25 protein-coding genes and 3 tRNA genes are annotated in these 23,823 nt (G+C 47.6%); 12 read left to right on the top strand and 16 right to left on the bottom strand.

Features of this window, described 5'->3' with window-relative positions:
- Positions 1-4: 4 nt before the first annotated feature.
- The 6 genes from IX31_RS22465 to IX31_RS14905 all read right to left on the bottom strand — a co-directional run bounded on the left by IX31_RS22465 (position 5) and on the right by IX31_RS14905 (position 4,464).
- Positions 5-166: a DUF1328 domain-containing protein gene (locus IX31_RS22465; protein WP_064513877.1), complete on the bottom strand. Its 162-nt coding sequence runs from the start codon at positions 164-166 to the stop codon at positions 5-7.
- Positions 167-305: 139 nt separating this feature from the next.
- Positions 306-890, bottom strand: a complete 585-nt coding sequence (osmY, locus tag IX31_RS14885; protein WP_034459484.1) for a molecular chaperone OsmY — start codon at positions 888-890, stop codon at positions 306-308.
- Positions 891-1,232: 342 nt separating this feature from the next.
- Positions 1,233-2,822 carry a peptide chain release factor 3 gene (prfC, locus tag IX31_RS14890; RefSeq protein WP_034459486.1) on the bottom strand — a complete coding sequence of 530 codons (1,590 nt, stop codon included), beginning with the start codon at positions 2,820-2,822 and terminating at the stop codon, positions 1,233-1,235.
- Between the two features lie 113 nt (positions 2,823-2,935).
- Positions 2,936-3,613: a pyrimidine 5'-nucleotidase gene (yjjG, locus tag IX31_RS14895; RefSeq protein WP_034459488.1), complete on the bottom strand. Its 678-nt coding sequence runs from the start codon at positions 3,611-3,613 to the stop codon at positions 2,936-2,938.
- A 16-nt stretch (positions 3,614-3,629) separates the two neighbouring features.
- Positions 3,630-4,073, bottom strand: coding sequence for a ribosomal protein S18-alanine N-acetyltransferase (gene rimI, locus IX31_RS14900; protein WP_034459490.1), 444 nt, complete (start codon positions 4,071-4,073; stop codon positions 3,630-3,632).
- Positions 4,042-4,464: a DNA polymerase III subunit psi gene (locus tag IX31_RS14905; protein ID WP_034459493.1), complete on the bottom strand. Its 423-nt coding sequence runs from the start codon at positions 4,462-4,464 to the stop codon at positions 4,042-4,044. Before IX31_RS14905 ends, rimI begins: the two co-directional genes overlap by 32 nt.
- 108 nt (positions 4,465-4,572) lie before the next feature.
- On the opposite strand from IX31_RS14905, the gene rsmC reads away from it, so the two are divergent.
- The 4 genes from rsmC to IX31_RS14925 all read left to right on the top strand — a co-directional run bounded on the left by rsmC (position 4,573) and on the right by IX31_RS14925 (position 6,048).
- Positions 4,573-5,604, top strand: a complete 1,032-nt coding sequence (gene rsmC, locus IX31_RS14910; protein WP_034459496.1) for a 16S rRNA (guanine(1207)-N(2))-methyltransferase RsmC — start codon at positions 4,573-4,575, stop codon at positions 5,602-5,604.
- Positions 5,605-5,724: 120 nt separating this feature from the next.
- Positions 5,725-5,811 (top strand) — tRNA-Leu (locus IX31_RS14915).
- 29 nt (positions 5,812-5,840) lie between these two features.
- Positions 5,841-5,927, top strand: a tRNA-Leu gene (locus tag IX31_RS14920).
- Between the two features lie 34 nt (positions 5,928-5,961).
- Positions 5,962-6,048 (top strand) — tRNA-Leu (locus tag IX31_RS14925).
- A gap of 50 nt (positions 6,049-6,098) precedes the next feature.
- Here the strand turns inward: IX31_RS14925 and IX31_RS14930 are convergent.
- Positions 6,099-6,341 carry a DUF1435 domain-containing protein gene (locus IX31_RS14930; protein ID WP_422110231.1) on the bottom strand — a complete coding sequence of 81 codons (243 nt, stop codon included), beginning with the start codon at positions 6,339-6,341 and terminating at the stop codon, positions 6,099-6,101.
- A gap of 269 nt (positions 6,342-6,610) precedes the next feature.
- Between IX31_RS14930 and IX31_RS14935 the strand changes: the two genes are divergently transcribed.
- Entirely contained in the window at positions 6,611-7,696 is a 1,086-nt protein-coding gene (locus IX31_RS14935) for a GGDEF domain-containing protein (RefSeq protein WP_034459499.1), read from the top strand.
- Positions 7,697-7,794: 98 nt separating this feature from the next.
- Entirely contained in the window at positions 7,795-8,583 is a 789-nt protein-coding gene (gene fhuF, locus IX31_RS14940) for a siderophore-iron reductase FhuF (RefSeq protein ID WP_034459501.1), read from the top strand.
- Positions 8,584-8,628: 45 nt separating this feature from the next.
- Here fhuF and IX31_RS14945 read toward each other — a convergent pair whose 3' ends face one another.
- On the bottom strand, positions 8,629-9,975 hold the full coding sequence (locus IX31_RS14945; protein WP_034459503.1) for a PTS sugar transporter subunit IIC: 1,347 nt from the start codon (positions 9,973-9,975) through the stop codon (positions 8,629-8,631).
- Positions 9,976-10,389: 414 nt separating this feature from the next.
- Here IX31_RS14945 and IX31_RS14950 point away from each other — a divergent pair, with 414 nt between their 5' ends.
- The gene (locus IX31_RS14950; RefSeq protein ID WP_034459505.1) at positions 10,390-10,848 is read left to right on the top strand and encodes a YbaK/EbsC family protein; all 459 of its coding nucleotides are present in this window, start codon (positions 10,390-10,392) and stop codon (positions 10,846-10,848) included.
- 48 nt (positions 10,849-10,896) lie between these two features.
- On the opposite strand, the gene IX31_RS14955 is transcribed toward IX31_RS14950, so the two are convergent.
- The 4 genes from IX31_RS14955 to pobA all read right to left on the bottom strand — a co-directional run bounded on the left by IX31_RS14955 (position 10,897) and on the right by pobA (position 14,638).
- On the bottom strand, positions 10,897-11,601 hold the full coding sequence (locus tag IX31_RS14955; RefSeq protein WP_051880728.1) for a helix-turn-helix domain-containing protein: 705 nt from the start codon (positions 11,599-11,601) through the stop codon (positions 10,897-10,899).
- A 10-nt stretch (positions 11,602-11,611) separates the two neighbouring features.
- A complete protein-coding gene (locus IX31_RS14960) occupies positions 11,612-12,274 on the bottom strand; it encodes a LuxR C-terminal-related transcriptional regulator (RefSeq protein WP_034459507.1) in 663 nt (220 codons plus the stop codon).
- A 186-nt stretch (positions 12,275-12,460) separates the two neighbouring features.
- Complete coding sequence (locus IX31_RS14965; protein WP_034459509.1) at positions 12,461-13,339, bottom strand: helix-turn-helix domain-containing protein; 879 nt, start codon at positions 13,337-13,339, stop codon at positions 12,461-12,463.
- A 114-nt stretch (positions 13,340-13,453) separates the two neighbouring features.
- Complete coding sequence (gene pobA, locus IX31_RS14970; RefSeq protein WP_034459511.1) at positions 13,454-14,638, bottom strand: 4-hydroxybenzoate 3-monooxygenase; 1,185 nt, start codon at positions 14,636-14,638, stop codon at positions 13,454-13,456.
- A gap of 301 nt (positions 14,639-14,939) precedes the next feature.
- Between pobA and IX31_RS14975 the strand changes: the two genes are divergently transcribed.
- The 4 genes from IX31_RS14975 to IX31_RS14990 all read left to right on the top strand — a co-directional run bounded on the left by IX31_RS14975 (position 14,940) and on the right by IX31_RS14990 (position 17,551).
- Positions 14,940-15,716, top strand: a complete 777-nt coding sequence (locus IX31_RS14975) for a threonine/serine exporter family protein (RefSeq protein ID WP_034459513.1) — start codon at positions 14,940-14,942, stop codon at positions 15,714-15,716.
- The gene (locus IX31_RS14980; RefSeq protein ID WP_034459515.1) at positions 15,707-16,180 is read left to right on the top strand and encodes a threonine/serine exporter; all 474 of its coding nucleotides are present in this window, start codon (positions 15,707-15,709) and stop codon (positions 16,178-16,180) included. The genes IX31_RS14975 and IX31_RS14980 overlap by 10 nt, the downstream gene beginning before the upstream one ends.
- A gap of 109 nt (positions 16,181-16,289) precedes the next feature.
- The gene (locus IX31_RS14985; RefSeq protein WP_051880729.1) at positions 16,290-16,931 is read left to right on the top strand and encodes a TetR/AcrR family transcriptional regulator; all 642 of its coding nucleotides are present in this window, start codon (positions 16,290-16,292) and stop codon (positions 16,929-16,931) included.
- 116 nt (positions 16,932-17,047) lie between these two features.
- Positions 17,048-17,551, top strand: coding sequence for a YjjA family protein (locus IX31_RS14990; protein WP_034459520.1), 504 nt, complete (start codon positions 17,048-17,050; stop codon positions 17,549-17,551).
- A 33-nt stretch (positions 17,552-17,584) separates the two neighbouring features.
- Here IX31_RS14990 and IX31_RS14995 read toward each other — a convergent pair whose 3' ends face one another.
- From IX31_RS14995 to IX31_RS15005, 3 genes are all read right to left on the bottom strand, one after another.
- Complete coding sequence (locus IX31_RS14995) at positions 17,585-18,601, bottom strand: class I SAM-dependent methyltransferase (RefSeq protein ID WP_034459522.1); 1,017 nt, start codon at positions 18,599-18,601, stop codon at positions 17,585-17,587.
- 120 nt (positions 18,602-18,721) lie between these two features.
- Entirely contained in the window at positions 18,722-19,888 is a 1,167-nt protein-coding gene (locus IX31_RS15000) for a M20 aminoacylase family protein (RefSeq protein WP_034459524.1), read from the bottom strand.
- A 14-nt stretch (positions 19,889-19,902) separates the two neighbouring features.
- Entirely contained in the window at positions 19,903-21,237 is a 1,335-nt protein-coding gene (locus tag IX31_RS15005) for an MFS transporter (RefSeq protein WP_034459527.1), read from the bottom strand.
- 170 nt (positions 21,238-21,407) lie between these two features.
- Between IX31_RS15005 and IX31_RS15010 the strand changes: the two genes are divergently transcribed.
- Positions 21,408-22,343 (top strand): LysR family transcriptional regulator, encoded by a 936-nt coding sequence (locus IX31_RS15010; protein ID WP_034459530.1) that lies wholly within the window; start codon positions 21,408-21,410, stop codon positions 22,341-22,343.
- A gap of 48 nt (positions 22,344-22,391) precedes the next feature.
- On the opposite strand, the gene IX31_RS15015 is transcribed toward IX31_RS15010, so the two are convergent.
- Positions 22,392-23,822, bottom strand: coding sequence for a 6-phospho-beta-glucosidase (locus IX31_RS15015; RefSeq protein WP_034459532.1), 1,431 nt, complete (start codon positions 23,820-23,822; stop codon positions 22,392-22,394).
- Position 23,823: the final 1 nt, after the last annotated feature.

Here is a 23,823-nt window from a genome sequence, read left to right on the forward strand (position 1 = left end):
ATTGCTAAGGGCGTTTTCGACCCATAAACAGACTCACCAGGAACAGAATAATACCTACCACGAAGACAATTTTTGCTGCACCTGCCGCAGTACCCGCGAGAGTACCAAAACCCAGTGCTGCTGCAATCAACGCAATAACCAGAAAAATAATGCCCCAACGAAACATAAGCTTCTCCTTAACCATAATGAACCCGAATCGCTTCTGGATGAGTGCCTGGAACACACTCATTGGCGATATTGAGTAACGATGTTGCTGACCTACTCCCCCGGCATTACGCCGAAGGAGAAAGTTTCTATATGCCCTGTTACTTCACTTTCAGGTCGTTTTTGACGCTTTTCACGCCATCAACTGCTTTAGCTATACTCTCGGCTCGAGCAGACTGCGCATTCGATTCCACAGTACCGGATAGCTGTACAACACCTTCAGTGGTTTCCACTTTCACGTGACGTGAAGGAACAATGTCATCAGCTAAAAGCTTAGCTTTAATTTCGCTAGTGGTGGCAGTATCGCCTGCATAACCGCTGACAGATTTATCAGAGCCGTTACGCACATGTAGTTTGTCGCTCACGGAAGAAACCCCTTCCACGCCTTTCGCGACCGTGACAGCTTGTTCAGCCTGAGCCTGGCTTTCAACAAATCCACTCAACGTCACCACTTTCTTTTCAGTTTTCACTGAAATATCGGTGCTTTTGATAGTGTCGTGATCGACAAGCGCAGCTTTGACTTTTGCCGTGATTGCGCTGTCATCCATGAAATTACCGACGTCTTTTACAGAGCTATCGATTTTTTCGCCTGCTGTGTCTGCCGCCATTGCACTCCCACCAGCCAATACAGAGCCAAGAACAACAGCTAACAGAGTTTTAGAAATCTTAGTCGTAGTCGTAGTCATCGATTAATTCCTATTGTTTTGCTCACAATTCGAGCGTAAGCCTTAACGTAACGGCTTTCCTTAAGAATTGGGCTAATTGTTACAGTCCAAAAGTTTTCAGTTCAGTTTTTAATAGCGCCAGGAAAAATTAGTACGAATGAACTCGCCAGAAATCTTCATTTACGTGGCATTTTCAACCAACCAATTTGTCACTGGTTTGTTAAATATAGACAACAATCACGGAATTGCATGGCGAAAGTGGATGAACATGAAGGAAATGCGGGAAATTAAGAACAATCCGTAAGGGATTAATAAGACGGGAAAAGTAGCAGGACGCGACGGCTGCCGCGCCCTGAGAGACGATTAGTGCTCGCGGGTTTTACGGAACGAAACTTCTGGATAACGATCTTGTGTCAGGTTCAGGTTGACCATTGTTGGAGCGATATAAGCAAGGTTATCACCGCCATCAAGCGCCAACTGCATTTCGTTTTTCCGTTTGAATTCTTCAAACTTCTTAACGTCAGTGCTTTCTACCCAACGCGCCGTTGAGACGTTGACCGACTCGTAAATCGCTTCAACGTTGTATTCACTTTTCAGACGCGCCACAACCACGTCGAACTGCAGCACACCGACCGCACCAACAATCAGATCGTTATTGGCGATTGGACGGAATACCTGTACCGCGCCCTCTTCAGAAAGCTGAACCAGACCTTTAAGCAACTGCTTCTGCTTTAATGGGTCACGCAGACGAATACGACGGAAAAGTTCCGGTGCGAAGTTCGGAATACCGGTGAACTTCATCATTTCGCCTTGAGTGAAGGTATCACCAATCTGAATGGTGCCGTGGTTATGCAGGCCGATAATATCGCCTGGATACGCCTCTTCAACGTGTGAACGGTCACCCGCCATAAAGGTCAACGCATCAGAAATCACCACATCTTTACCGGTGCGAACCTGGCGCAGTTTCATGCCTTTTTCGTACTTACCGGAAACCACACGCATAAACGCAACGCGGTCGCGGTGTTTCGGGTCCATGTTGGCCTGAATTTTAAACACGAAGCCGGTGAACTTTTCTTCCGCAGCCTGAACTTCACGGGTATCTGTTTTGCGTGGCATCGGAGCCGGAGCCCACTCAACCAGGCCATCGAGCATATGGTCAACACCAAAGTTACCCAACGCAGTACCGAAGAAGACTGGCGTCAGTTCACCTTCAAGGAACAGTTCACGGTCAAATTCGTGGGAAGCACCCTGAACCAGTTCCAGCTCGTCACGCAGCTGCGCGGCAAGATCTTCACCAACAGCAGCATCAAGCTCTGGGTTATCTAGCCCTTTGACGATGCGCACTTCCTGAATAGTGTGACCTTTACCCGTCTGATAAAGATAAGTTTCGTCTTTATAAAGGTGATAAACACCTTTGAACAGCTTGCCGCAGCCGATAGGCCAGGTGATCGGTGAACAGGCGATTTTCAGCTCACGTTCCACTTCATCCATCACTTCCATCGGGTCGCGGATGTCGCGGTCGAGTTTGTTCATAAAGGTGAGAATTGGCGTATCACGCAGACGGGTAACTTCCATCAACTTACGGGTACGATCTTCTACACCTTTCGCGGCGTCGATAACCATCAAGCAGCAGTCAACCGCAGTCAGAGTACGATAAGTATCTTCGGAGAAGTCTTCGTGCCCTGGGGTATCAAGCAGGTTGACCAGGCAATCGTGATACGGGAATTGCATCACAGACGTAGTAATCGATATACCACGCTGCTTTTCCATTTCCATCCAGTCAGATTTAGCATGCTGGCTGGAACCACGGCCTTTTACCGTACCAGCGGTCTGAATGGCCTGTCCGAAAAGCAAAACTTTTTCAGTGATGGTCGTTTTACCGGCATCGGGGTGAGAAATGATCGCAAAAGTGCGGCGTTTCCCCACTTCTTGCAAAAAAGGAGACAAAGTCATAATGAAATCTTCTGTGTATTCCACGCAGAGTTAACGGCGCGGCAAATGAACGTTACCTGGCGGCTATTTTACCCATCAGGTCTGGTTTAACAATCAGCGTTGTACCCAAGCAATCATGAATTACACAACAGTCGCTCCAGTTCACTCAGTGAGGTCACTTCCCAGGTTGGCATAATGCCTTCCGGTAAGCTTCGTCCGTGGGCATTGAGCCAGCAGGTGGCAATTCCTGCGTTCATGCCGCCTAAAATATCTGATTCTGCGGTGTCGCCAACCATCAATACTCGGTCGCGTGGCGGCTGGCCCATTTGCTCAAAGGTGTAATCAAAAATCTTACGATCGGGTTTCGCGACACCGACCTGTTCAGAAATCACCAGCAAATCGAAATAATCACGCAGACCGGTGCGCTCGAGGCGGATTTGCTGCAACGCTGTAAAACCGTTAGTGATAATACCGATTTTTACTTTATTTTTTAATGCATTAAGTAGGGAAACCGCGCCTGGAAGCGGCACGCAAATCACGGCCATAGCGTTAAGAAATGCCGCGTTCAGGTCGCCAGCAGGCACTGACAATCTTTCAGACCATCCCTCAAAACGCTGGTGCTGTAACTGAAGCGCGCTAATGGTGCCGTTCTGATAATCGGTCCACAAAGGTTTGTTAACCGCCTGGTAATCCTGGAAGTCTTCAGCGGTAAAGGTCACGCTATAATCGAGAAACATCCGCTGCAAGCCGCCGAAAGCGTCAAAGGTAAATAGCGTTTCGTCAGCATCAAATAAAATCCAGTCCCAGTTCATCAACACACCTTTTCGATTAATTCAGTGGTAATGCCATGATAATGGCATCTTCCCGACCCTCTTTTGTGGGGTAGTAATTGCGACGAATAGTCGCCTCGTTAAAGCCCAGGCTCTCGTAGAGTGCTATAGCCGCGTGATTAGAGGCGCGCACTTCAAGCCACAGGGTAAATACATCTCGCGCTTCCAGTTCACTGATTAAATGCTCCAGCAACTGGCGACCCAAACCCTGGCGTTGAAAATCAGGGTCAACCGCAATATTGAACAGCGTCGCTTCATCCAACACGACTTGTGTCACCGCAAATGCCGCCATTTTGCCATCAACATCAAGGCGAAAATTCAAATAACGCTCGCCTTCGTTACTGGCGAAGGTCTTTTCACTCCATGGAAAAGCATGGCTGCGCTGCTCTATAGCGTAAGCCGCGCTCAAGTCATTTGTGGTGAGGGAAGAAATCGTTTTCATGTTCACAAATTTGCTGCCACAACGCCTGTCGAGCGGCGCCATTTTGATAAAGCTCGTTTAATTCGGGGGTCGCTAATTGCGCGCCAGGTATAGGAAGAGATTCACTCACTCCCAATCGCCAGCTATTACAGCGGCTATCACCTGGTAGCATCGCGGCCCGTTCTGGTGTCAGTTGCATGACCTGCTGTGAATCCAGATTCAGGCTACGCAAAACATCGTTAACTAACGGATCGTTTAAATCAGGAAGCACTTCGGCGACCATCAGTAGCCTGACATTTTCATGCAGTGAGACTGCAATTTCGCCCTGCAACACAGCCGGGCGCCGCAACTCCCACTGGGTAATGCCCAGTTGTTGTAACAACCAGTCACGTCGCAAAGGTATATGAGGCATAGCGAAACCAGATAGAGAGTGCCAATTGGGGCGCAAATATAGCAAATTCATCGAATATGCGCCATTAAAGCTCTATAATCCCGGTTCTGATTTTCCAGGAGTAATTTGATGACTGCGTTAACCCCGGCAAGTGAAGTGCTGCTGCGCCATAGCGATGATTTTACCGAAAGCCGCGTGCTGTTTGCCGGTGACTTACAAGACGACCTGCCAGCCCGTTTCGAAACGGCAGCAAGTCGCGTGCATACCCAACAATTTCACCACTGGCAGGTATTGAGCGCTCAGATGGGCGAAGATGCACAATACGGCCTGGTGGCTGACGCCAGCATCATTGGCGACTGCAATACCCTGATTTACTACTGGCCGAAGAATAAGCCAGAAGCTCAGTTCCAGTTGATGAATATTTTGTCGTTGATGCCCATTGGCAGCGATATTTTTGTTGTCGGTGAAAACCGTAGCGGTGTGCGCAGTGCTGAGCAGATGCTCGCTGAATTTTGCCCACTCAACAAAATCGATAGCGCACGCCGTTGTGGCTTCTATCACGGTCGCCTGGAAACACAGCCGCAATTTGATGAGAACTCCTGGTGGGATGAGTACCAACACGAAAACCTGACCGTCAAAACTCTGCCTGGCGTATTTAGCCGCGATGGCCTGGATACCGGCAGTAAATTGCTGCTCTCCACCCTGACACCACATACCAAAGGTAAAGTACTGGATGTGGGTTGTGGCGCTGGCGTGCTGGCGGTTTCACTGGCTAAGCACTCTCCTAAAGTCCGTCTGACTTTATGTGATGTTTCTGCTCCTGCCGTTGCGGCAAGCCGTGCAACACTTGCTGCAAATGAGATTGAAGGTGAAGTTATTGCCAGTAACGTCTATTCCGAAGTGAATGGTCGTTTTGACATGATTATCTCAAATCCGCCGTTCCATGACGGCCTGCAAACTAGCCTTGATGCAGCTCACCAGCTGATTCGCGGCGCAGTCCGCCATCTGAATATGGGCGGTGAATTGCGTATCGTAGCGAACGCCTTCCTGGCGTATCCAGATGTGTTGGACGAAACCTTTGGCAACCATGAAGTGATCGCTCAGACAGGCCGTTTCAAAGTTTACCGCTCAGTTGTTATGCGTGGCGTGAAGAAGCGTTAATACAACGCAGTGCCGTTTTTTCCAGCGATTAGAAAAGCGGCACCAAATTAACTGTTGACGACGCGCAGAAAACATCTAGAATGCGCCTCCGTGGTTACAATACTTCGGTGTTGTGGGTATGCGAAGGTGGCGGAATTGGTAGACGCGCTAGCTTCAGGTGTTAGTGTTCTTACGGACGTGAGGGTTCAAGTCCCTCTCTTCGCACCATTAACCACGCAAGATATCGTTCGCACTGCGCGAAGGTGGCGGAATTGGTAGACGCGCTAGCTTCAGGTGTTAGTGTTCTTACGGACGTGAGGGTTCAAGTCCCTCTCTTCGCACCAATGCGAAGGCGGTATCTTAGATAAGATTTGATTTGCGAAGGTGGCGGAATTGGTAGACGCGCTAGCTTCAGGTGTTAGTGCTCTAACGGGCGTGAGGGTTCAAGTCCCTCTCTTCGCACCAATTCTTATCATCTTTTCAGCAGTACTCTGCTTCTCCTCGATTTCATCTTGCTATCTCATCGTTCCCAAATTCATCATCACCAGCGCAAGCCCACTGGCAAATGCAACGCATGATGGTATTAACACAAAATGACGTAACCGTTTATGGTACAGCATGGCCGTGGTCACCAATAACCCCAATACAATCAACACTCGCCACTGACTAAAAGAAAGATCAAGATACAGTAACGCGGCGACGATGCCTCCCGGTATCAGCACACCCCATGCACTTCCTAACTGACGTTGTAACATCATCGCTATCTCATCAATTGGTAATGATAACCAATATCATATGACATTACTTCTCGTTTGTCAGCGATAGCGTATCGTCAGTTTTACATTAGAAATGTTAAGCTTTCCGCATCATCAGATGACATATATTCAGTAAGGTGATAGATTGAACCATAATGTTAAATCTCTGATTAACATCTTTATACCTACATGAAGTAATCACTCTCCGGATATATTTTCCTACTTCATTCGCAGCATAATGTCGGGCATGAGTCGAAAGAACTATTTTTGATATGACAGCAACAAATTGGTCCACTTTACTCAAAGGGAAACATCAACTCTCTTTGCGTTTATTTTTATTATTGAATGCGTTTTCTGCGGGATTTAGCATGATATCCCCGGCAACTAATACGCAACATATTACAGTACCCATTGTTCTGGTGCTGGTGGTAAGCCTGTCCTGTCTGCTCTGGCAACTGGTAAATAAAAAGAAATTAATTAACATTAACTTCATTTCGTTAATAATTGGCTTACTCTGGGCGGGGCATATCTATATAAAAGTCTCTGCGATGCCAAATAAAGATGTTTCTTTTTTAATTATCGCCTTGTTGGCAATATTATTTATTGGCGCAATCTCTTATATTAATAATATACAAGCATTTCTTGCCGCATGTCTGCCTGTCACCTTAACCATATTCTGGCTTGATCAAGGTGCAAACTGGCCACGCTTATTATATTCCATTGTTCTACCGGGTGTGGGGATTACCATTCAACATATCATTCATCAGCGTCATGATAACTTTACGCGTCGTTTGATGAATAAATTACTTGAAGAAAAAGAAACTCTTAACGATCTGAGCATGTTAGATCCGCTTACTGGTTTGAATAACCGCCGCGGATTCAAAAACCGTTTTGATACTCTGCTCTCAGTCGGCAGCGGCCAGCATTATATACTGCTGCTGGATATCGACCACTTTAAAGCATACAACGATAACTACGGCCATAACATGGGTGATAAAGCCCTGACCCATGTCTCTGCAGCCATTCGTGACGCTGTACGTTCACGTGATGTCGTCACGCGTTATGGCGGTGAAGAGTTTATGGTCTTACTGGTTGATGTTGATGCTGAACAAGCCTTGCAAACAGCAGAGCGCATTCGCAAACGCGTTTATGATTTAAATATTCAGCACATGTTTAACAAAAGCGTGGCGACCCACCTTACAATAAGTATTGGCCTTGCAGCACTTGAGCAGCACGACATTGAAGAAGCATTACGCAAAGCTGATGGCGCACTTTATCGTGCCAAAAGACAGGGCCGTAACAGCATCTTTGTCAGCGAAACTCTCCTTCCCGCACAAACAGAAACCGCTCATTTTTAACGGCCAAATGCCTTGAACACAAAACCACCTTGCTAAAGGCATTATCTATAGATAGGATTGGCAATCATTATCATTTGTATTAGTGGTTTTGTTTACCAATGTCGTTTCAGTCTTCACAGTTTATTAATGATTTGTCATGGCAGCCGCCATTTACGAGCCCGCAATCGCCGCTTGCAGATGAGCTACGTGCGTATTTTGCTGTGCATCGACCGTACTTTAACGACATCATCAAACTCAATGAACCTGTGCCTCACACCAGCCTGACTCTGCATCAGTGGACACAACCTACGACCTTAAACTCGCTTCTCGCCTGCTACAGTGACCACATTTACCGGAACCAGCCAAACCTTGCGCGTGAAGGGAAGCCGCTAAAATCGCTATGGGCACAATGGTATCTTGGCTTACTGGTTCCACCGCTGGTCATGGCATTGATTACCCAACCTCGCGCACTGGATATCACCCCGCAACATATCCATGTTGAGTTTCATGAAACAGGTAGAGCTGCTACTTTCTGGCTAGACGTTCAGGAAGATAAGATGGCGACGACAATGTCGTTAACCCAACGCTTTGAAAAGCTGCTGATTAAAGGGTTAATGCCCATCGTTGATGCTCTGGAAAAAAGTGGTGAAATCAATGGAAAACTCATCTGGAGTAATACGGGATATCTGCTGAACTGGTTTTTTGGCGAGATCAGAGAATTGCTGGATGAATCGACAATTGCCGAGTTGCGTCATCTCTGTTTCTTTGAAAAACAGCTGAAGAATGGGCAGGATAATCCCCTCTTCCGTACCGTCATTCTCAGTGAAGGTTTGCTGGTACGTCGCACCTGCTGCCAACGTTATAAACTGCCAGATGTCCAACGCTGCGGTGACTGCACGTTAAAGTAAAACGGTGGGTTTCCCCACCGTTTTGTTTCACATCTCGTTCTATGTTTAAGCAGCCTGTTGGCTCTCTTCTCCAGATGATTTCTGTGCTTCTTCCGCTTCTTGTTCCAGCAACTGCTTCTCGTATACTTTGAAGAACGGGAAGTAGATAATGGCGGAAACAACAGCCAGCAAAATAACCAGAATCGCCGCGCGGAAATCCCAGCCCAAAGCCCAGGCCGCACCGATTGGTGCCGGAGCAGTCCACGGCACAACTGAAATTACGCGACCAATCAGATCCATCTTCATCGCGCCCCATGCCAATACAGCGTTAACCATTGGTGCCAGCAGGAAAGGAATGAAGAACACTGGGTTCATAACGATTGGTGTACCGAAAATGACGGGTTCGTTAATGTTAAAACACGTTGGAACGATACTCAGACGACCAATGGAGCGCAGGTGGGCTGATTTACTGCGCAGGTAGCAAATCACCAGACCCATTGTTGCACCGGAACCACCGACGACGATAAAGAACGTCCAGAACGCTTCCATAAAGATATGTGGTAACGGAGCGCCTTGAGCCAGCGCACTCTGGTTCATCCCGAGGTTAGTCAGCCAGAACATTTGCAGCATCCCGGAAACGATAGCTGCGCCATGAATCCCCGCAAACCACAACAGGTGGCCAATCAGCACCGCCAGCAGAATCGCAGGCAATGAGTCAGCAGCAGATACCAGAGGTTTAAACACTGACATAATCGCCTGTGGGATCAACATGCTGAACTCAGATTGAATAAACAAACTCAGCGGGTAAAGCGTCAGGACAACAACTAATACTGGAATCAGGAGATCAAAGGAGTTTTTGATCATCGGTGGAACCTGATCTGGAAGCTTGATCCCGATATTGTGTGCTTTGAGGAAGCGCATCATCTCGACGCAGTAAATCGCAACCAGGATCGCAGTAAAGATCCCCGTGCCGCCCAGGCTATCCATCGGCATGACACCTTTGGTTTTTGGAGCCGCCACCAGCAGGAATGCCATCAATGACAGCATCGCACACATGAATGGGTCCAGGCCGTGCGACTTCACGTAATGTTTACCGAGGTTATAGGCAATGGCCGCACAAATGTAGATAGACATGATGCCCATCGTCATATCAAACGGCGTAAGAATTTGCCCTTCAAACTGTTTCGCCATATCCAACCACGCGCGAGCAAATCCCCAGGTAGTGGTTGGCGAGAAAGGTGGGTATGCGAAGACCAATAAAAACGAACCGACAATCATAAATGGCATCGCAGAAATAAACCCATCACGGATCGCCATAACATGACGCTGTGAAGAGATTCGCCCAGCGATTGGACTAACGTAGTTTTCTACAAAACGGAAAATCAAATTAAAAGCTGCATGATTGGTAGACATATCGGAACTCCAGTCAGGCTATCAACGCGGATGTATCGGCGGAAAAAGTATTGCCGCGCAACAGTCCGTGATTCATAGAATTCATTCCCGAAACCGGGACCTTTTTAGATACAGCTTTCGATTCGACAGCAGTGGCACAGCATAAAAAAATCGGTTTCATAGGCTGCTCTTATTATTGGGTACAGGTGTGTGACCATTTCAGTATTCATCGCTAATTCACGCGCTGCAACCGGTTACTGAAACCGGTTGCAGCGAATGTGAAGAAGATCCAGAAATCACTGAAACTTTAGCTTCTTTAAGTAATTCACATCACAACGTCACCCTTTCATTCAACACAATAATGGGCGGCTCCACTGGTTTACATATAGCACATACTTATGCCAAATTATTTGCTGACCAGAATGGGAGAAAAGCATGAGCCTGCAGTCCGTCCGGCAATTCTTTGCCGAAAACGCCCCCGATATCGATATCATTGAATTGAATCAAAGCACCGCAACCGTTGCTTTAGCTGCGGTCGCCCATAACGTCGAGCCTGGGCAAATTGCTAAGACATTGTCGTTGAAAGTGAAGGATCAAGTAGTGCTGGTTGTCGCGAAAGGTGACGCTCGGCTGGATAATAAAAAACTTAAAACAGTTTTTGGAGCAAAGGCTCGCATGCTAAGTAGCGATGAGGTTGTGACCTGGACTGGCCACCCGGTGGGAGGAGTGTGTCCTTTTGGACTGGAAAATCCGTTAACAGTTTATTGCGATATTTCGCTGAAACAGTACGAGGAGGTTTTACCTGCAGCCGGGGCCATTCATAGTGCGGTGCGCATTTCCCCTGTTCGTTTGGCAGAACTCACCGCTGCTCATTGGGTAGATGTGTGCCAATAATCAGGAGACTGAGGACGGATTGACCTCCTCAGTCGTACCTCATTATTTTCATATCCCTTGATTATATGGTGGAATACTTAACTCCCGCTTTCCACGATCGCTGAATATCCAGGCATACATTTCAGCATCTGTTTTAAGTGCCAACCGGCGCATAGCACTTTTTTTCTGCGCACTAACGGTTTTGTAATTTTTTTCTAGTAGTGTCGCAATTTGCACCAGTTTCCAACCTTTACTGATAAGCCGTAAAACGCGGCATTCTGAAAAAGTTAAGTTCGTTTTGACCGTATCAGTAATCGATAGCTGTACTGCTTGCTCCTGATAAAGATATTTGCTGATTCTTTCAGCATCACCGACGTTATTGAATACATGTTCGATAATACTGCTCATTGGCTCATGTAACGAAAGCAACGAAATTTTGGCTGTCAGCAATCGTTCAACCGCGATATTCCGCAAATGCGCAGGCACAATAAATATCCATCTTACATGCCGAGATCTGCTTTTAAGATGGTTCAGATATTCACATTGTTCTATAAATTCCTGTTGAGAACTATCTAGTTCAATCATAACAACATCAACTTTATCCAGGATTTCTGAACTTAGATCTAAATAATCCGCCAATAAAATCTGCGAAGATTCTGTCGCTGTTTTTTTCATAACGACCTGTAAACCTTCTCTCATCATAGGGCGTTTACTAATAACTACCACCCGGCAATATGGGTTATGCATAAAGAGACTTTCTTTAATTTCTGACATATTAACCTCCTTATAAAAACAATGACTTCCCTGTAATCTCGCAGCTCAAAACATGGAGATCTTTATCACAATGTAATCCCAGCTTTTGCATTGCATGTCTTTTATGCGAACTTACTGTTCTGATATCACGCCCCAAGTGCTGAGCTATTTGAGTGACGTTATGGCCTAAAAATAGCTGCTCGATTACCTGACTCTCGCACAACGTAAGTTCACAAGATAACTGTTCTTGCAGTATTTTTTTAATAATCGGGCTATGTAGGGTTATGCTACTAGATAGTGATTTTATTAACAGCTCCATGAATATTGTGGGTAATTCATATTGAGATATAATGACTCGTACCCCCAAAGATGAAAGATACTTAAGGATACTAACCTTATGATTATGAGTGTAAATAACAATATTTCTATTTGGCTGTTCCTTTCTATACCACTTAATAAACCTTATCTCATCAGCTAATTGCTTTGATGAGTTACTGATATTTAAAACAACTATGGAGCCAGGTGTTTTTAACACTTCATCATAAGCGCCATCAATATTTCTGATAATATTAATTGCCTCTTTAATTCCTGGCCCTATTTTTAGCTGGTGAATTATCCCTGCTGTCGTTAACACACAAGGCACAACAATCATTATTTGGCTTAACTCATTACTTATAGTGATAGTGTTTCTCATATCATTCCCTTGACCAATATATCAACAATAAATAAAGAAAGGATAATAGATATACATGAAAAACAACAAATAATCCCAATGAAAATAAAATTCACGCCATTATATTTATTAGAAAAAAACCAATAGAGTGATGAAAGAGAAAGCACTAATTTTATATAAATAATTACTGTCAAACAGGAAGTTAGCTTAAAGAGCCTGCACTGGATGATTACGAAAATCTTTTGGCGTGGTCCCCATATGGCGACGGAAAAAACGTGAAAAGTAGGTTGAGTCACTAAAACCGAGATAATCAGAGATTTGACTGACTGTCATGCTGGTGTAGAGCAAACTGCGCCGGGCTTCAAGCAACAATCTTTGATGCAATACGTTTAGTGCGCTGTAGCCATAAAACTCATGACACAGATTATTTAAATGCACACTGGATAGGCCCACGACACTTGCATAATGCGTTACCGAAAGCTGTTCACGATAATGTCGTTCAACGAGTTGGTTAAAATGATGAATCACCGAACGTTTTCGCTCAACACGCGAATTACCGCTCGGGGTTGGGGTACATTGCCGATTAAGCCAAACCAGCAAGGCGCTAATGAGTGAATGCAACATCATATCGCGCGCTTCGCCCTGGCCCTCATACTCACTTTGCAGGGTGCTAAACAGCGTATTAATTTGCCTACGCGAGCCTTTCACCGGCAGACAGGTTGCTTGCGAAAGCACCTGCAAAGGGCGACCAAACTGTTGTTCAAACTGCGTTATTAAAGGCGCTGAAAAAGAGAGTGAGTAGCCCTGCGCACCTGGCGAAAATTTAAAACCATGCACGCACAAGGCCGGAACAACTTGAATACAGGCGTGCGTCACATGGTGCGTAGAGCCCTCAATGTCTATCTCCACCTGACCTTTATGTAAATAAAGCAGTTGAACCAAATCAGCATGCTGATGCGTACGAATATGCCATTCATAAAGGCTACTGCGGCTGTGGATAGACTCGCAATGCAGCAAATCCGCAGCAGGCCAGTTCCGGCTTTCACCATAAAGTTTAAATACCGGAATACTGGTGTTCAGGCTCATGACATCCTCTTTGTGCATAAACAGAATGCTATGCCGAATCAGTATATATCCAGCATACTTTGTTGATGGGTTAGTTGCTCACCTTCCCACAACTTGAATTATTTTAAGTAGAGCTTATTCAACAAGTTCGAATGGTAATCCGACATAGTTTTCGGCAATTGTTGTCAACCCTGCGCGCGAAGCCAGATAGTATTCACGGTCGGCCTGCTGCATCTTACGGTCAAACTCATCCATGCCTTCGAAATCATGAAGCAGATTGGTCATAAACCAGCTAAAACGCTCCCCTTTCCACACTCGACGCAACGCCATGGGTGAATAAGTCTCCAGTAAATCAGTTCGCCCTTCGTGATACACCTTGCTCAAAATTCGATACAGGTAATTCACATCAGATGCTGCAAGATTTAATCCTTTTGCTCCGGTCGGCGGCACAATATGAGCCGCATCGCCCACCAGGAAAAGGTTGCCATATTGCATCGGCTCAACCACAAAACTACGTAATGGGGCGATACTTTTCTCAAGTGAGTGACCAGTCACTAACTTCTCCGCCAACTCTTTTGGCAAGCGCTGTTTTAGCTCATCCCAGAAGCGTTCATCTGACCAGGATTCAACATCGTCACTAAGCGAGACCTGTAAATAGTAGCGGCTTCTGGTTAGTGAGCGCTGACTACACAACACGAATCCCCGCTCATGATGTGCATAAATAAGCTCATGGTTAACAGGTGGCGTATCGGACAACAACCCTAGCCAGCCGAATGGATAAACACGTTCGTACTCACGAGTGACTTCCGCAGGAATAGCTTTACGGGAAACACCGTGGAAGCCGTCGCAACCCGCAATGTAGTCACAATCGATACGGCAGGCTTCGCCCTGCTTCTCAAAAGTGACATATGGAGAATCGCTTTTGATGTCAAATAATTGCACATCGCTAACGCCGTAAAGGGAGACAGCAGCAGTTGCACGGCGCGCTTCCATCAAATCATGGGTCACTTCCGTCTGGCCATACACCATCACCGTTTTTCCGCCCGTCAGTTCTTTTAACGGAACAGGAATACGCCTGCCATCGACCAGAAACTCAACACCTTCGTGGACAAGCCCTTCCGCGTCCATTCTTTTACTGACCCCAGCCTCGCGCAATAAATCTACGGTGCCATTTTCCAGGATACCCGCACGAATACGACCTAAAACATGTTCGGGTGATTGTCGTTCAAGCACCACATTGCTGATGCCTGCGTTATGCAGTAACTGTCCCAACAACAAACCCGATGGACCAGCACCAATAATCACTACCTGAGTTTTCATAGGATAAATTCTCTGATGTGCGTTATTGAAATGTTATTTTTATGTTTAACAATTGCTCGTTAATGCATTTTTAACGTCATCAGGGGGAAAAAGAAGGCCAATATCGGTCTAAAACGTGCACTTTTCGAAAGTCATGTAAAGAGTGTGGGCGAGTTCATAGTTCGCCGAAAAAGTGTGCGAAATAGGTTATTTCGTTAAATGTTGATCTGGAGCGCCTGAGTGCAGGTGGCGGCATATGCTAATAATGAGGGATGTTAAAATTTGAGCGGCTGTTGGCGCTCCGAGCTTTTATAGGACAGGTATGTCGGAAGATGTAAACACGCAGCGGGACGTGACTCGCCTTTGCATCCAGTGCGGCCTTTTTTTGCTACAACATGGTGCTGAAAGCGCACTGGTGGAAGAACTTTCCTGCCGCCTGGGTATCGCCTTAGGTATGGATAGCGTTGAAAGCTCAATTTCAGCCAATGCTATTGTGCTGAGCACCATAAAAGACAATCAGTGCCTTACCACCACGCGTAAAAACACCGACCGCGGTATCAACATGCATGTGGTGACGGAAGTTCAACACATAGTGATCATGGCCGAGCATAAGCTTCTGGATCACAAAGATGTTTTGAAACGTTTTGCACATATAAAACCGCTACGCTATCCACGTTGGCTAGTGGTGCTGATGGTTGGCCTCTCTTGTGGCTGCTTCTGTAAGCTAAATAAAGGCGGGTGGGATGGTGCCTTCGTCGCCTTTCTGGCCAGCTCTGTAGCGATGTATGTTCGGCTGGTGTTTACCGCACGCCATCTACACCCGCAAATTAATTTCTGCATTACGGCATTTGTTGCCACCACAATTTCTGGCTTACTCATTGCCAAAGGCCCCTTTGCCACAACATCAAACATTGCCATGGCGGCAAGTGTGCTGCTGCTGGTACCGGGCTTTCCGCTGATTAACGCCGTAGCCGATATGTTTAAAGGTCACGTCAACACGGGGCTTGCAAGATGGGCAATGGCGAGCCTGCTAACGCTTGCTACCTGTATTGGTGTCGTGATGGCTATGTCACTGTGGGGTCTGCGCGGATGGGAATAATCGATTTTTTACTGGCGTTGCTACAAGACATGGTGCTTGCGGCGATTCCCGCAGTCGGCTTTGCGCTGGTGTTTAATGTCCCGCAGCGTGCTTTGCCTTATTGCGCTCTGCTCGGTGCGATTGGCCACGGTTCCCGAATGGCAATGATGGCAGCAGGTATGAACATAGAATGGAGTACGTTTATCGCCTCCCTTCTGGTAGGCACAATTGGCATACAGTGGTCGCGTTGGTACCTGGCCCATCCAAAAGTGTTCACCGTGGCCGCGGTCATTCCCATGTTCCCAGGGATTTCTGCCTACACCGCAATGATTTCTGCGGTAAAACTCAGCCACTTTGGTTATACCGAAGACCTTATGATTCAGCTGCTCACCAATTTCCTGAAGGCCTCGTTTATCCTCGGCGCATTGTCGATTGGCTTATCTATTCCTGGCCTGTGGCTTTACCGTAAACGCCCGCGAGTGTGATGTGTTTCAGGGCTTCGCTAACTCATCAGTGCTTTGCCCACGCAAACTTGTTTTAATGTCACCAGGCCAGGTCTGTTACCCGTGGCCTGATGACATTAAGGAGCCTTGCGTGGAAACCCACGAAATTTATCTTCCTGAGCGTTTTGATGACGCCAGTCTGAAAGAAAAGATTTTCTTCAGCGCCATTAGTTTGTTCGCTGAATTTGGCCTTAACGGCGCACGCATGGAACAGATTGCCGAGAAAGCCAACACGACAAAACGGATGGTGGTATATCACTTCAAAAGCAAAGAACTACTGTATGTTCAGGTGCTTGAGTATGTGTACACCCAAATTCGTAGCTGTGAACGCAAGCTCAATCTCTCCGACCAACCACCGGTAGAAGCAATGGTGGAACTGGTGGAATGGACGTTTGATTTCCATGCGACACACCCAGATTTTATTCGCATCATCTGTATGGAAAACATGCAGCGCGGGCGTTTTGTAAAAGAGTCCGCTTACCTGCGCGAAATTAACCGCAGCGCGTTGGAATTATTACAAGATGTTCTCACTCGCGGGCAGGAAAAACAGCTGTTCAATAAGCAGGTTTGCGCCAAAGACGTTCACCGCCTGATTAGTAGCTTTAGTTTCTACCATGTTGCTAACAGCTATACCTTTTCAAACTTCTTCGAAGATGGCGCGGAGCCGGTTGATAGCACAGCCCATTATCGTGAAATGGCGGTAAAAGTAGTATTGCGCTATATCGGGCCGTAAATAACTTTGTCATCTGGCTGCTTTAAGAACTCTCTGAAGCTCAACAGGCCCAGAGAAAGCGGTATACTCGGCGAAAATTCTCCTGCGATGCAGGTTATCGAAAAAGAGTATAAAAGATGAAAGCAAGCAATCGTGTTATAGGCGCCCTGGCGCTGGCAACATCCGTATTTACCGGCCAGGCGATGGCATCAAGCTGGCAGGATCAACTTTCCAGCGCGGCAACAGAGTTAAGCAAAACCACTACCAGCAGCGGTAGCACTGGAACAACCGGCAACTCTATGGCGTCACTGACCAGCCTGCTTGGGGGCGGCACTAAAGCCCTGAGTTCAGACAGCATGACGAATGCGGCAGGTATTTTGCAGTACTGCATGAAGAACAAGCTGGTATCAGCAACCAATCCTGAAAACATCAAAAATCAGTTGATGGATAAATTAGGTTTAGATAGTGGTACAAAGCAAGCTCCGCCAGAAGATTACACTCAGGGACTGATGGGCTTGCTTAACACTGGAAAAGGCCAGCAATTGGATCTGAAAACCATCGGCAGTTCACCGCTGGCAGAAAAAGTCAAAACTCAGGCGTGTGATTTTGTCCTGAAGCAAGGCGTAAATTACCTGTCTTAATCAGATTGCCTGCCCCTGATTCCGGGGGCAGTTTCAGGATTTCACATTTATTTCCAACACCGCATATACACCATCACTGGGTAACGTAACGGTGACATTTTTCAAATCGACACCCGCTGCAATAATAATATCTCTAAGCTCAGGCAAAGTGCGCGGATAGAGCGTTGGCCAACCGATACAGCGCAATAAAAAGGCAAGCTGCGGGCTAGAAGTGAGCATATTGGAAATAACCAACACACCGCCGGGTTTAACCAAACGCAATGCATTGCTAATAAAACTCACCGCTTCAGATGTCGAAAAATATTCGAAAATCCCCAGAGCATCAACAAGCTCAGCTGACTGCTCACCAAGTTCCTGAACCAGTCTGTCACTGACTATCATCCGGTCGAATAAATTCCTCATTAACAGCTGAAAATGGTGCCCTTCCACCAGGCCATATTGTGTCGCGAGGCCGCGCGCAAATTTCAGCGACTGCCTGTCGTGATCAACCAACAATATAGTGAATTTCCGCGCACGCAATTTCGCACCGCGTAATGCTCTGAGCACGGGTACCGCAGCGCCACAGGCAAGGCTTATCCAGTTGCCTGTAACATTATTATTGATATACACATCAGCAATCGCCGACATCACTTTCGCTCGTGACCGAACACCTTGCGCATCATTGGCATGTATAAACCATGCCCGGCTGTTGCTATCTATTTCCCTACCGCTTATCAACCGCTCGGCAAGAGGATGCTGCACAGCCCATAGTGAAAGAGCGGTGGGAACCAACTGGCAACGCCATTCTTCAAGTGCGGGACGATTTATAAAAGCTTGTTCTGCAAGCTTGTTTCGGTAACGTAGCCGTCGCTTTCCCTGGTTATCCAGAAAGATTTCCGGGGCTTCGAGTGTTGGATCACCCACTAGCTGCTGGTTGATATCATCAATTTGCTCTAAAACCTGATCTTTCATCGGCCAGCTATCGCTGATATCACTGTAAGAGATATGTTTAATGGCCAGATCCGCAGGTACAGAGCCAGGGATCACTGAGAGAAAAGGCTGCCAGGACATGTTAAACCTCTACACACGTTTTCTTTCAGTCTAGAAAATGTAGGGTTATTTACCGTCAGCAGAAAGTTGTAATTTACTGGCACTCTCACCCTGCTTTACGCAGGATGAGAGCGGGGGAATTTAACGTAAAAATGACTCGGTCAGTTTGACCCAGTATGTCGCACCACTCGAAATACAGGCATCATTAAACTGATATAAAGGATGGTGAACCGAGTAATCATTGTTGCCGGTTGCCGTGCCAAGCCACAAATAGCAGCCAGGAACTTCTTCGAGCATGAATGAAAAGTCTTCACTGCCCATCGCACTTTTTACCTGCGAAGGATCGGCGACTTTATCGGATCCAAAAACGTCGCGTGCTATCTGCAACGCGAACTGTGTTTGTTGAGGATCATTCACCGTTACCGGGTAGCCAAAGTCCACCGCGATTGATGCCTTCACTCCAAAGCTTTCTGCCTGAGCGTGCACCAATTTATCAATGCGCTGTTTTACCGCCTCACGTACTTCAGCTTTAAAAGTACGCATATTGAGTTTCAGCACCGCACTATGAGGAATGATATTGTGCGTAGTACCGCTTTGCAGACTCCCCACCGTCACTACAGCGGAATCCTGTGGATCCACATTGCGCGACACAATGGTTTGCAGCGCCATCACGATCGAGGCACCCGCAACAGTAGGATCAATGCAATGTTCCGGCATCGATCCGTGGCCACCCTTACCTTCAAGCGTAATTGTCATGCTATCTGACGAGGCCATCAATGCACCGGGTTTGGTGGCGATCTCACCGGCAGGCAGCAAGGGGAAGTTGTGCAGGCCAAATACCGCATCACAAGGGAATAGCTTAAATAAGCCATCATCAATCATGCATTTAGCGCCGCCGATGGACTCTTCCGACGGTTGGAAAATCAGATGCAGCGTGCCGTTGAACGGACGCTGCTCTGCCAGATATCGCGCGGCAGAGAGTAAAATCGCACAGTGTCCGTCGTGACCGCAGGCATGCATTTTCCCCTCGTTTACGCTCGCCCACGGCAACCCCGTTTGCTCCTGCATCGGCAGGGCATCCATGTCGGCACGAATGCCCAGACGCTTACCACCACTGCCAACCTTTAACGTCCCAACCACGCCTGTACCACCCAGGCCGCGATGCACCTCGTAGCCCCACTCTGTCAGCAACTCGGCGATGCGATCGCTGGTGCGGAACTCCTCAAAACCTAATTCCGGGTGTTGGTGGAAATCACGGCGGATAGCAATCATCTCTTCTTCATGGTCGAGAATTTCTTTAATCAGCATAGGGTTATTCCTTTTTATTCATCACAGAAATTTTTTCGTTCATGCCAGGCCAGCAATGCGCCAAATGTCACCACCGCGCAGAACATCAAATACCAGGCCGGAGCCATAGGTTGCCCGGTGACTTTGAGCAGCCACGTCACAATCAATTGTGCGAACCCACCGAACAGCGTGACACCAATGGCATAAACCATAGCCATGCCAGAAGCACGAACCGCCTTTGGGAAGGCTTCGAGGATCAACAAGAAAAAGGCTGCGGAACTGATATTGGCGAGGATCTGATCCACTGCGATCAGTGCCAGGGTAATGCCGAGCGGCGCCCCATGCAGAATAGTGGCGAAGATCGGCCAGATTAGCGCGAACGACCCTAACGCGCAGGCGATCAAGATCGGTTTACGCTGAGGTAACCTATCGGCCAGTTTGCCGCCAAAGAAAGGCACCACCAGCGTTAATGCCGCCGCCGTCAAACTCACCCACCACGACGTGCTGGCAGGCATATGCAGCGTGTTAACCATATAAGCGGGCATGTAGTAGATGATGATGTAAAACGTAGTAGTGCCTTTCATCACCAGCAAAATGCCCAGTAACAAAGCACGGCGATGTTCACGCCACAGCGTGAAAGTCGGGTTTTCAGCGCTAACAGTTGGCGTCACAGTGTGGGTTTCAGCAAGCTGACGGCGGATGTACAAGCCAATCGGCATAATCGCCAGTCCAACAATAAACGGAATACGCCAGCCCCAGTCGTAAAGCTGTTGCTCGCTAAGGGCATGGCTTAAACCCGCGCCCATCGCCGCACCAAAAAGAGCCGCACCGCCCTGACTTGTCATCTGCCAGCTGACGCGCGCGCCGCGACGAGATTTATCCCCCGCTTCCATCAACCATGAGGTCGCCGCCCCAACTTCTCCGCCCGCAGAAAAACCCTGCAGCATACGCCCGGCCACCAATACGATAGGAGCTAAGATCCCCGCCTGGTTATAGGTCGGCGCAAAAGCCACCATCATTACCCCTAAAGACATTAGCCCGAGGATCATTGTCATTGCCGATTTGCGTCCATGTTTGTCGGCATAGCTCCCTAACACCATGCTGCCTAATGGGCGCATCACGAATCCAACCCCAAAGGTCCCTACAGCCAGCAGTAATGAGGTGTAATCATTGGAGCTTGGAAAAAATAGATGACCAATGATCACCGAGAAAAAGCTGTAAACCGCAAAATCATAAATCTCGAGGCCATTGCCGAGAGTAACCGCCACCAACGACTTAGCGTTAGCGCGCTCCGGGACCAACGGCGCATCATACGGAAGCGAGGCTGACATCTCGGCATCCACCTGGGCATAGCTGACACGCTGTTTCATGTATACGTCCTTCTTTGTTACTCAGATGTAAACAAACTGGGGTTGTTTTAACTATCTGCATAAAAAAAGAACATTACAATCATAAAAATTAGTTATGCCTTTGGTTATCTTATTTGTATTGTTAGAGAGCAAATTTTGCACCACGATGATGATCCTGGCGGGGCTGAAAATTGAAAATCAAACTAAATCAGTTAGATATTTTGTTGGAAGTTGCCGCGCAAGGCAGCATTGGCAAAGCGGCAAAAGCGTTACATCTCACACAACCCGCCATTTCTAAAACAATTCAGGAAATGGAAGCTGAAATCGGCATGCCGATTCTGCAACGCTCATCACGCGGCGTAACGTTAAATGAGTATGGGCAAGTTTTGCTACGCCATGCCCGAGACATCGATCGCTCACTGCATCAGGCACGGGATGAAATCGACAATCTGCTTGGCAAAGCAATGCGCCAGTTACGGGTAGGTTTTACTTCTGCCGCCTCCTACGGGCCATTTACCAATACGCTAATTCAATTCCAGGCACGTTATCCCGGCGTGAAACTCATCGTAATGGAAGGTCGTCCGCAGCAAATTTACGATGCGCTGGAAAACCAACGGCTGGATATCGCGGTGATAACCACCGCCAGCAATGCGGTGCAAAACGGTATGTATTACGAAACGCTGTACGCTTTGAGCAACACGGTGATTGCCGGAGATAAGCACCCCGTAACGCACACCACCTCATTGAAACATTTAATGAATTACCCTTGGCTGGACTGGGATGAACCCGGAGAGCACTCCATTCTTGGGCAAGTTTTTCGTCGCTATAACCTGCCGTTACCGCAAAACATCATTCACTGCTCATCGCCATGGATTATGGCGCGCATGATGGAACAAACGGATGCGGTAAGCATGTGGACCTCAGTGCGTCTGCGCTTTCCGGGCTATAGCCCGAATCTGCGGCCACTGGTGCTACGCGAAGTCCTTCCCGCCAGCAGCATCTGCATTTTGTGCCCCAATATCACCCGGCTTTCAACGGCTGGAAATACCTTTATGGAGATGCTGAGGATTAATACGCGAGACTGGTTGCAGGATAGCGATGCGCTGGAGATGGTGGTGCGGGTTTAAACATTTTTAGGCGGCCAGGCTACAAAGCCTGGCCGCATGACTCACAGGTTAGCTCAAATCAGAACCGTTACTGGCTATCACTTTCTTGTACCAGTAAAACGATTTTTTACGTGTGCGGGCGAGCGTACCGTTGCCCTGATCATCACGATCAACGTAGATAAAGCCGTAGCGCTTGCTCATTTCCCCGGTTGAAGCCGACACCAAATCAATGCAGCCCCACGAGGTGTAACCCATAACCGGGATACCGTCATCGATGGCATCAGCCATCGCTTTGATGTGCTCACGCAAATAACTGATGCGATAGTCGTCGTTGATTTCGCCCTGCTCGTTAATTTCGTCTTTAGCACCCAGTCCGTTTTCCACCAGGAACAGCGGTTTCTGGTAGCGGTCGTACATCATGTTCATGGTGATACGCAGACCCAACGGATCTATTCCCCATCCCCATTCGCTCGCTTGAATATGCGGGTTTTTCAGGGATTTCACGATGTTTGCTGCATTGCTGTTTTGATCGTTCATATCGGCCGAAGCGCAGCGCGAAGCGTAGTAACTGAATGAGACAAAATCGACGGTATTTTTAAGAATCTCGTCATCACCCGGTTGCACTTCAAGTTCAAAACCTTTCTCGCGGAACAGACGTTTGGTGTAGGCCGGGTAAGCACCACGCGCCTGCACATCAATAAAGAACAGGTTTTCGCGGTCTTTTTCCAGCGCCGCCCAAACATCTTCAGGCTTGCAGGAGTATGGGTAGAAATTCCCCCCCGCTAACATACAGCCTACCTGGTTGTTCGGATTCACTTCGTGGGCGATTTTAGTTGCCAGGGCGCTTGCCAGTAGTTCATGGTGCGTCGCCTGGTATTTCACTTGTTCTTTATTATCGCCTTCTTCGAATACCAGACCTGCGCCAGAGTATGGGCTATGCAGCAAAATATTGATTTCGTTGAAGGTGAGCCAGTATTTCACCAACCCATCGAACGCTTCAAAACAGGTGCGTGCATAGCGGGTGAAAAACTCAATCATTTTGCGGTTACGCCAGGAACCGTACTCCTTCACCAGATGCATTGGCACATCGAAATGGCACAGCGTGACCAGCGGTTCGATGCCATATTTTTTGCACTCGGCAAACATGTCACGGTAAAAAGCGATACCTTCCGCATTAGGTGTTAACTCGTCGCCATTCGGATAAATACGGCTCCAGGCAATGGAAGTACGAAATACGGTGAAACCCATTTCGGCCATGAGCGCGATGTCTTCTTTGTAACGATGATAGAAATCGATACCGACATGGCTCGGGTAGTATTCGTCATCACGCAAGCTAAAACGCTTTTCGATACCCAGTTTTACCGACATACGGTCTTTACCATGCGGGATGGTATCAACCGTGGTTAGCCCTTTACCGCCTTCAAGATATGCACCTTCAGCCTGGTTTGCTGCTATCGCACCGCCCCATAAAAAACCATCAGGAAAAGTTGATGCTGTCATG

It is taken from the genome of Buttiauxella noackiae (genome assembly GCF_000737905.1).
In the GTDB taxonomy this organism is placed as follows: Bacteria; Pseudomonadota; Gammaproteobacteria; order Enterobacterales; family Enterobacteriaceae; genus Buttiauxella; species Buttiauxella noackiae.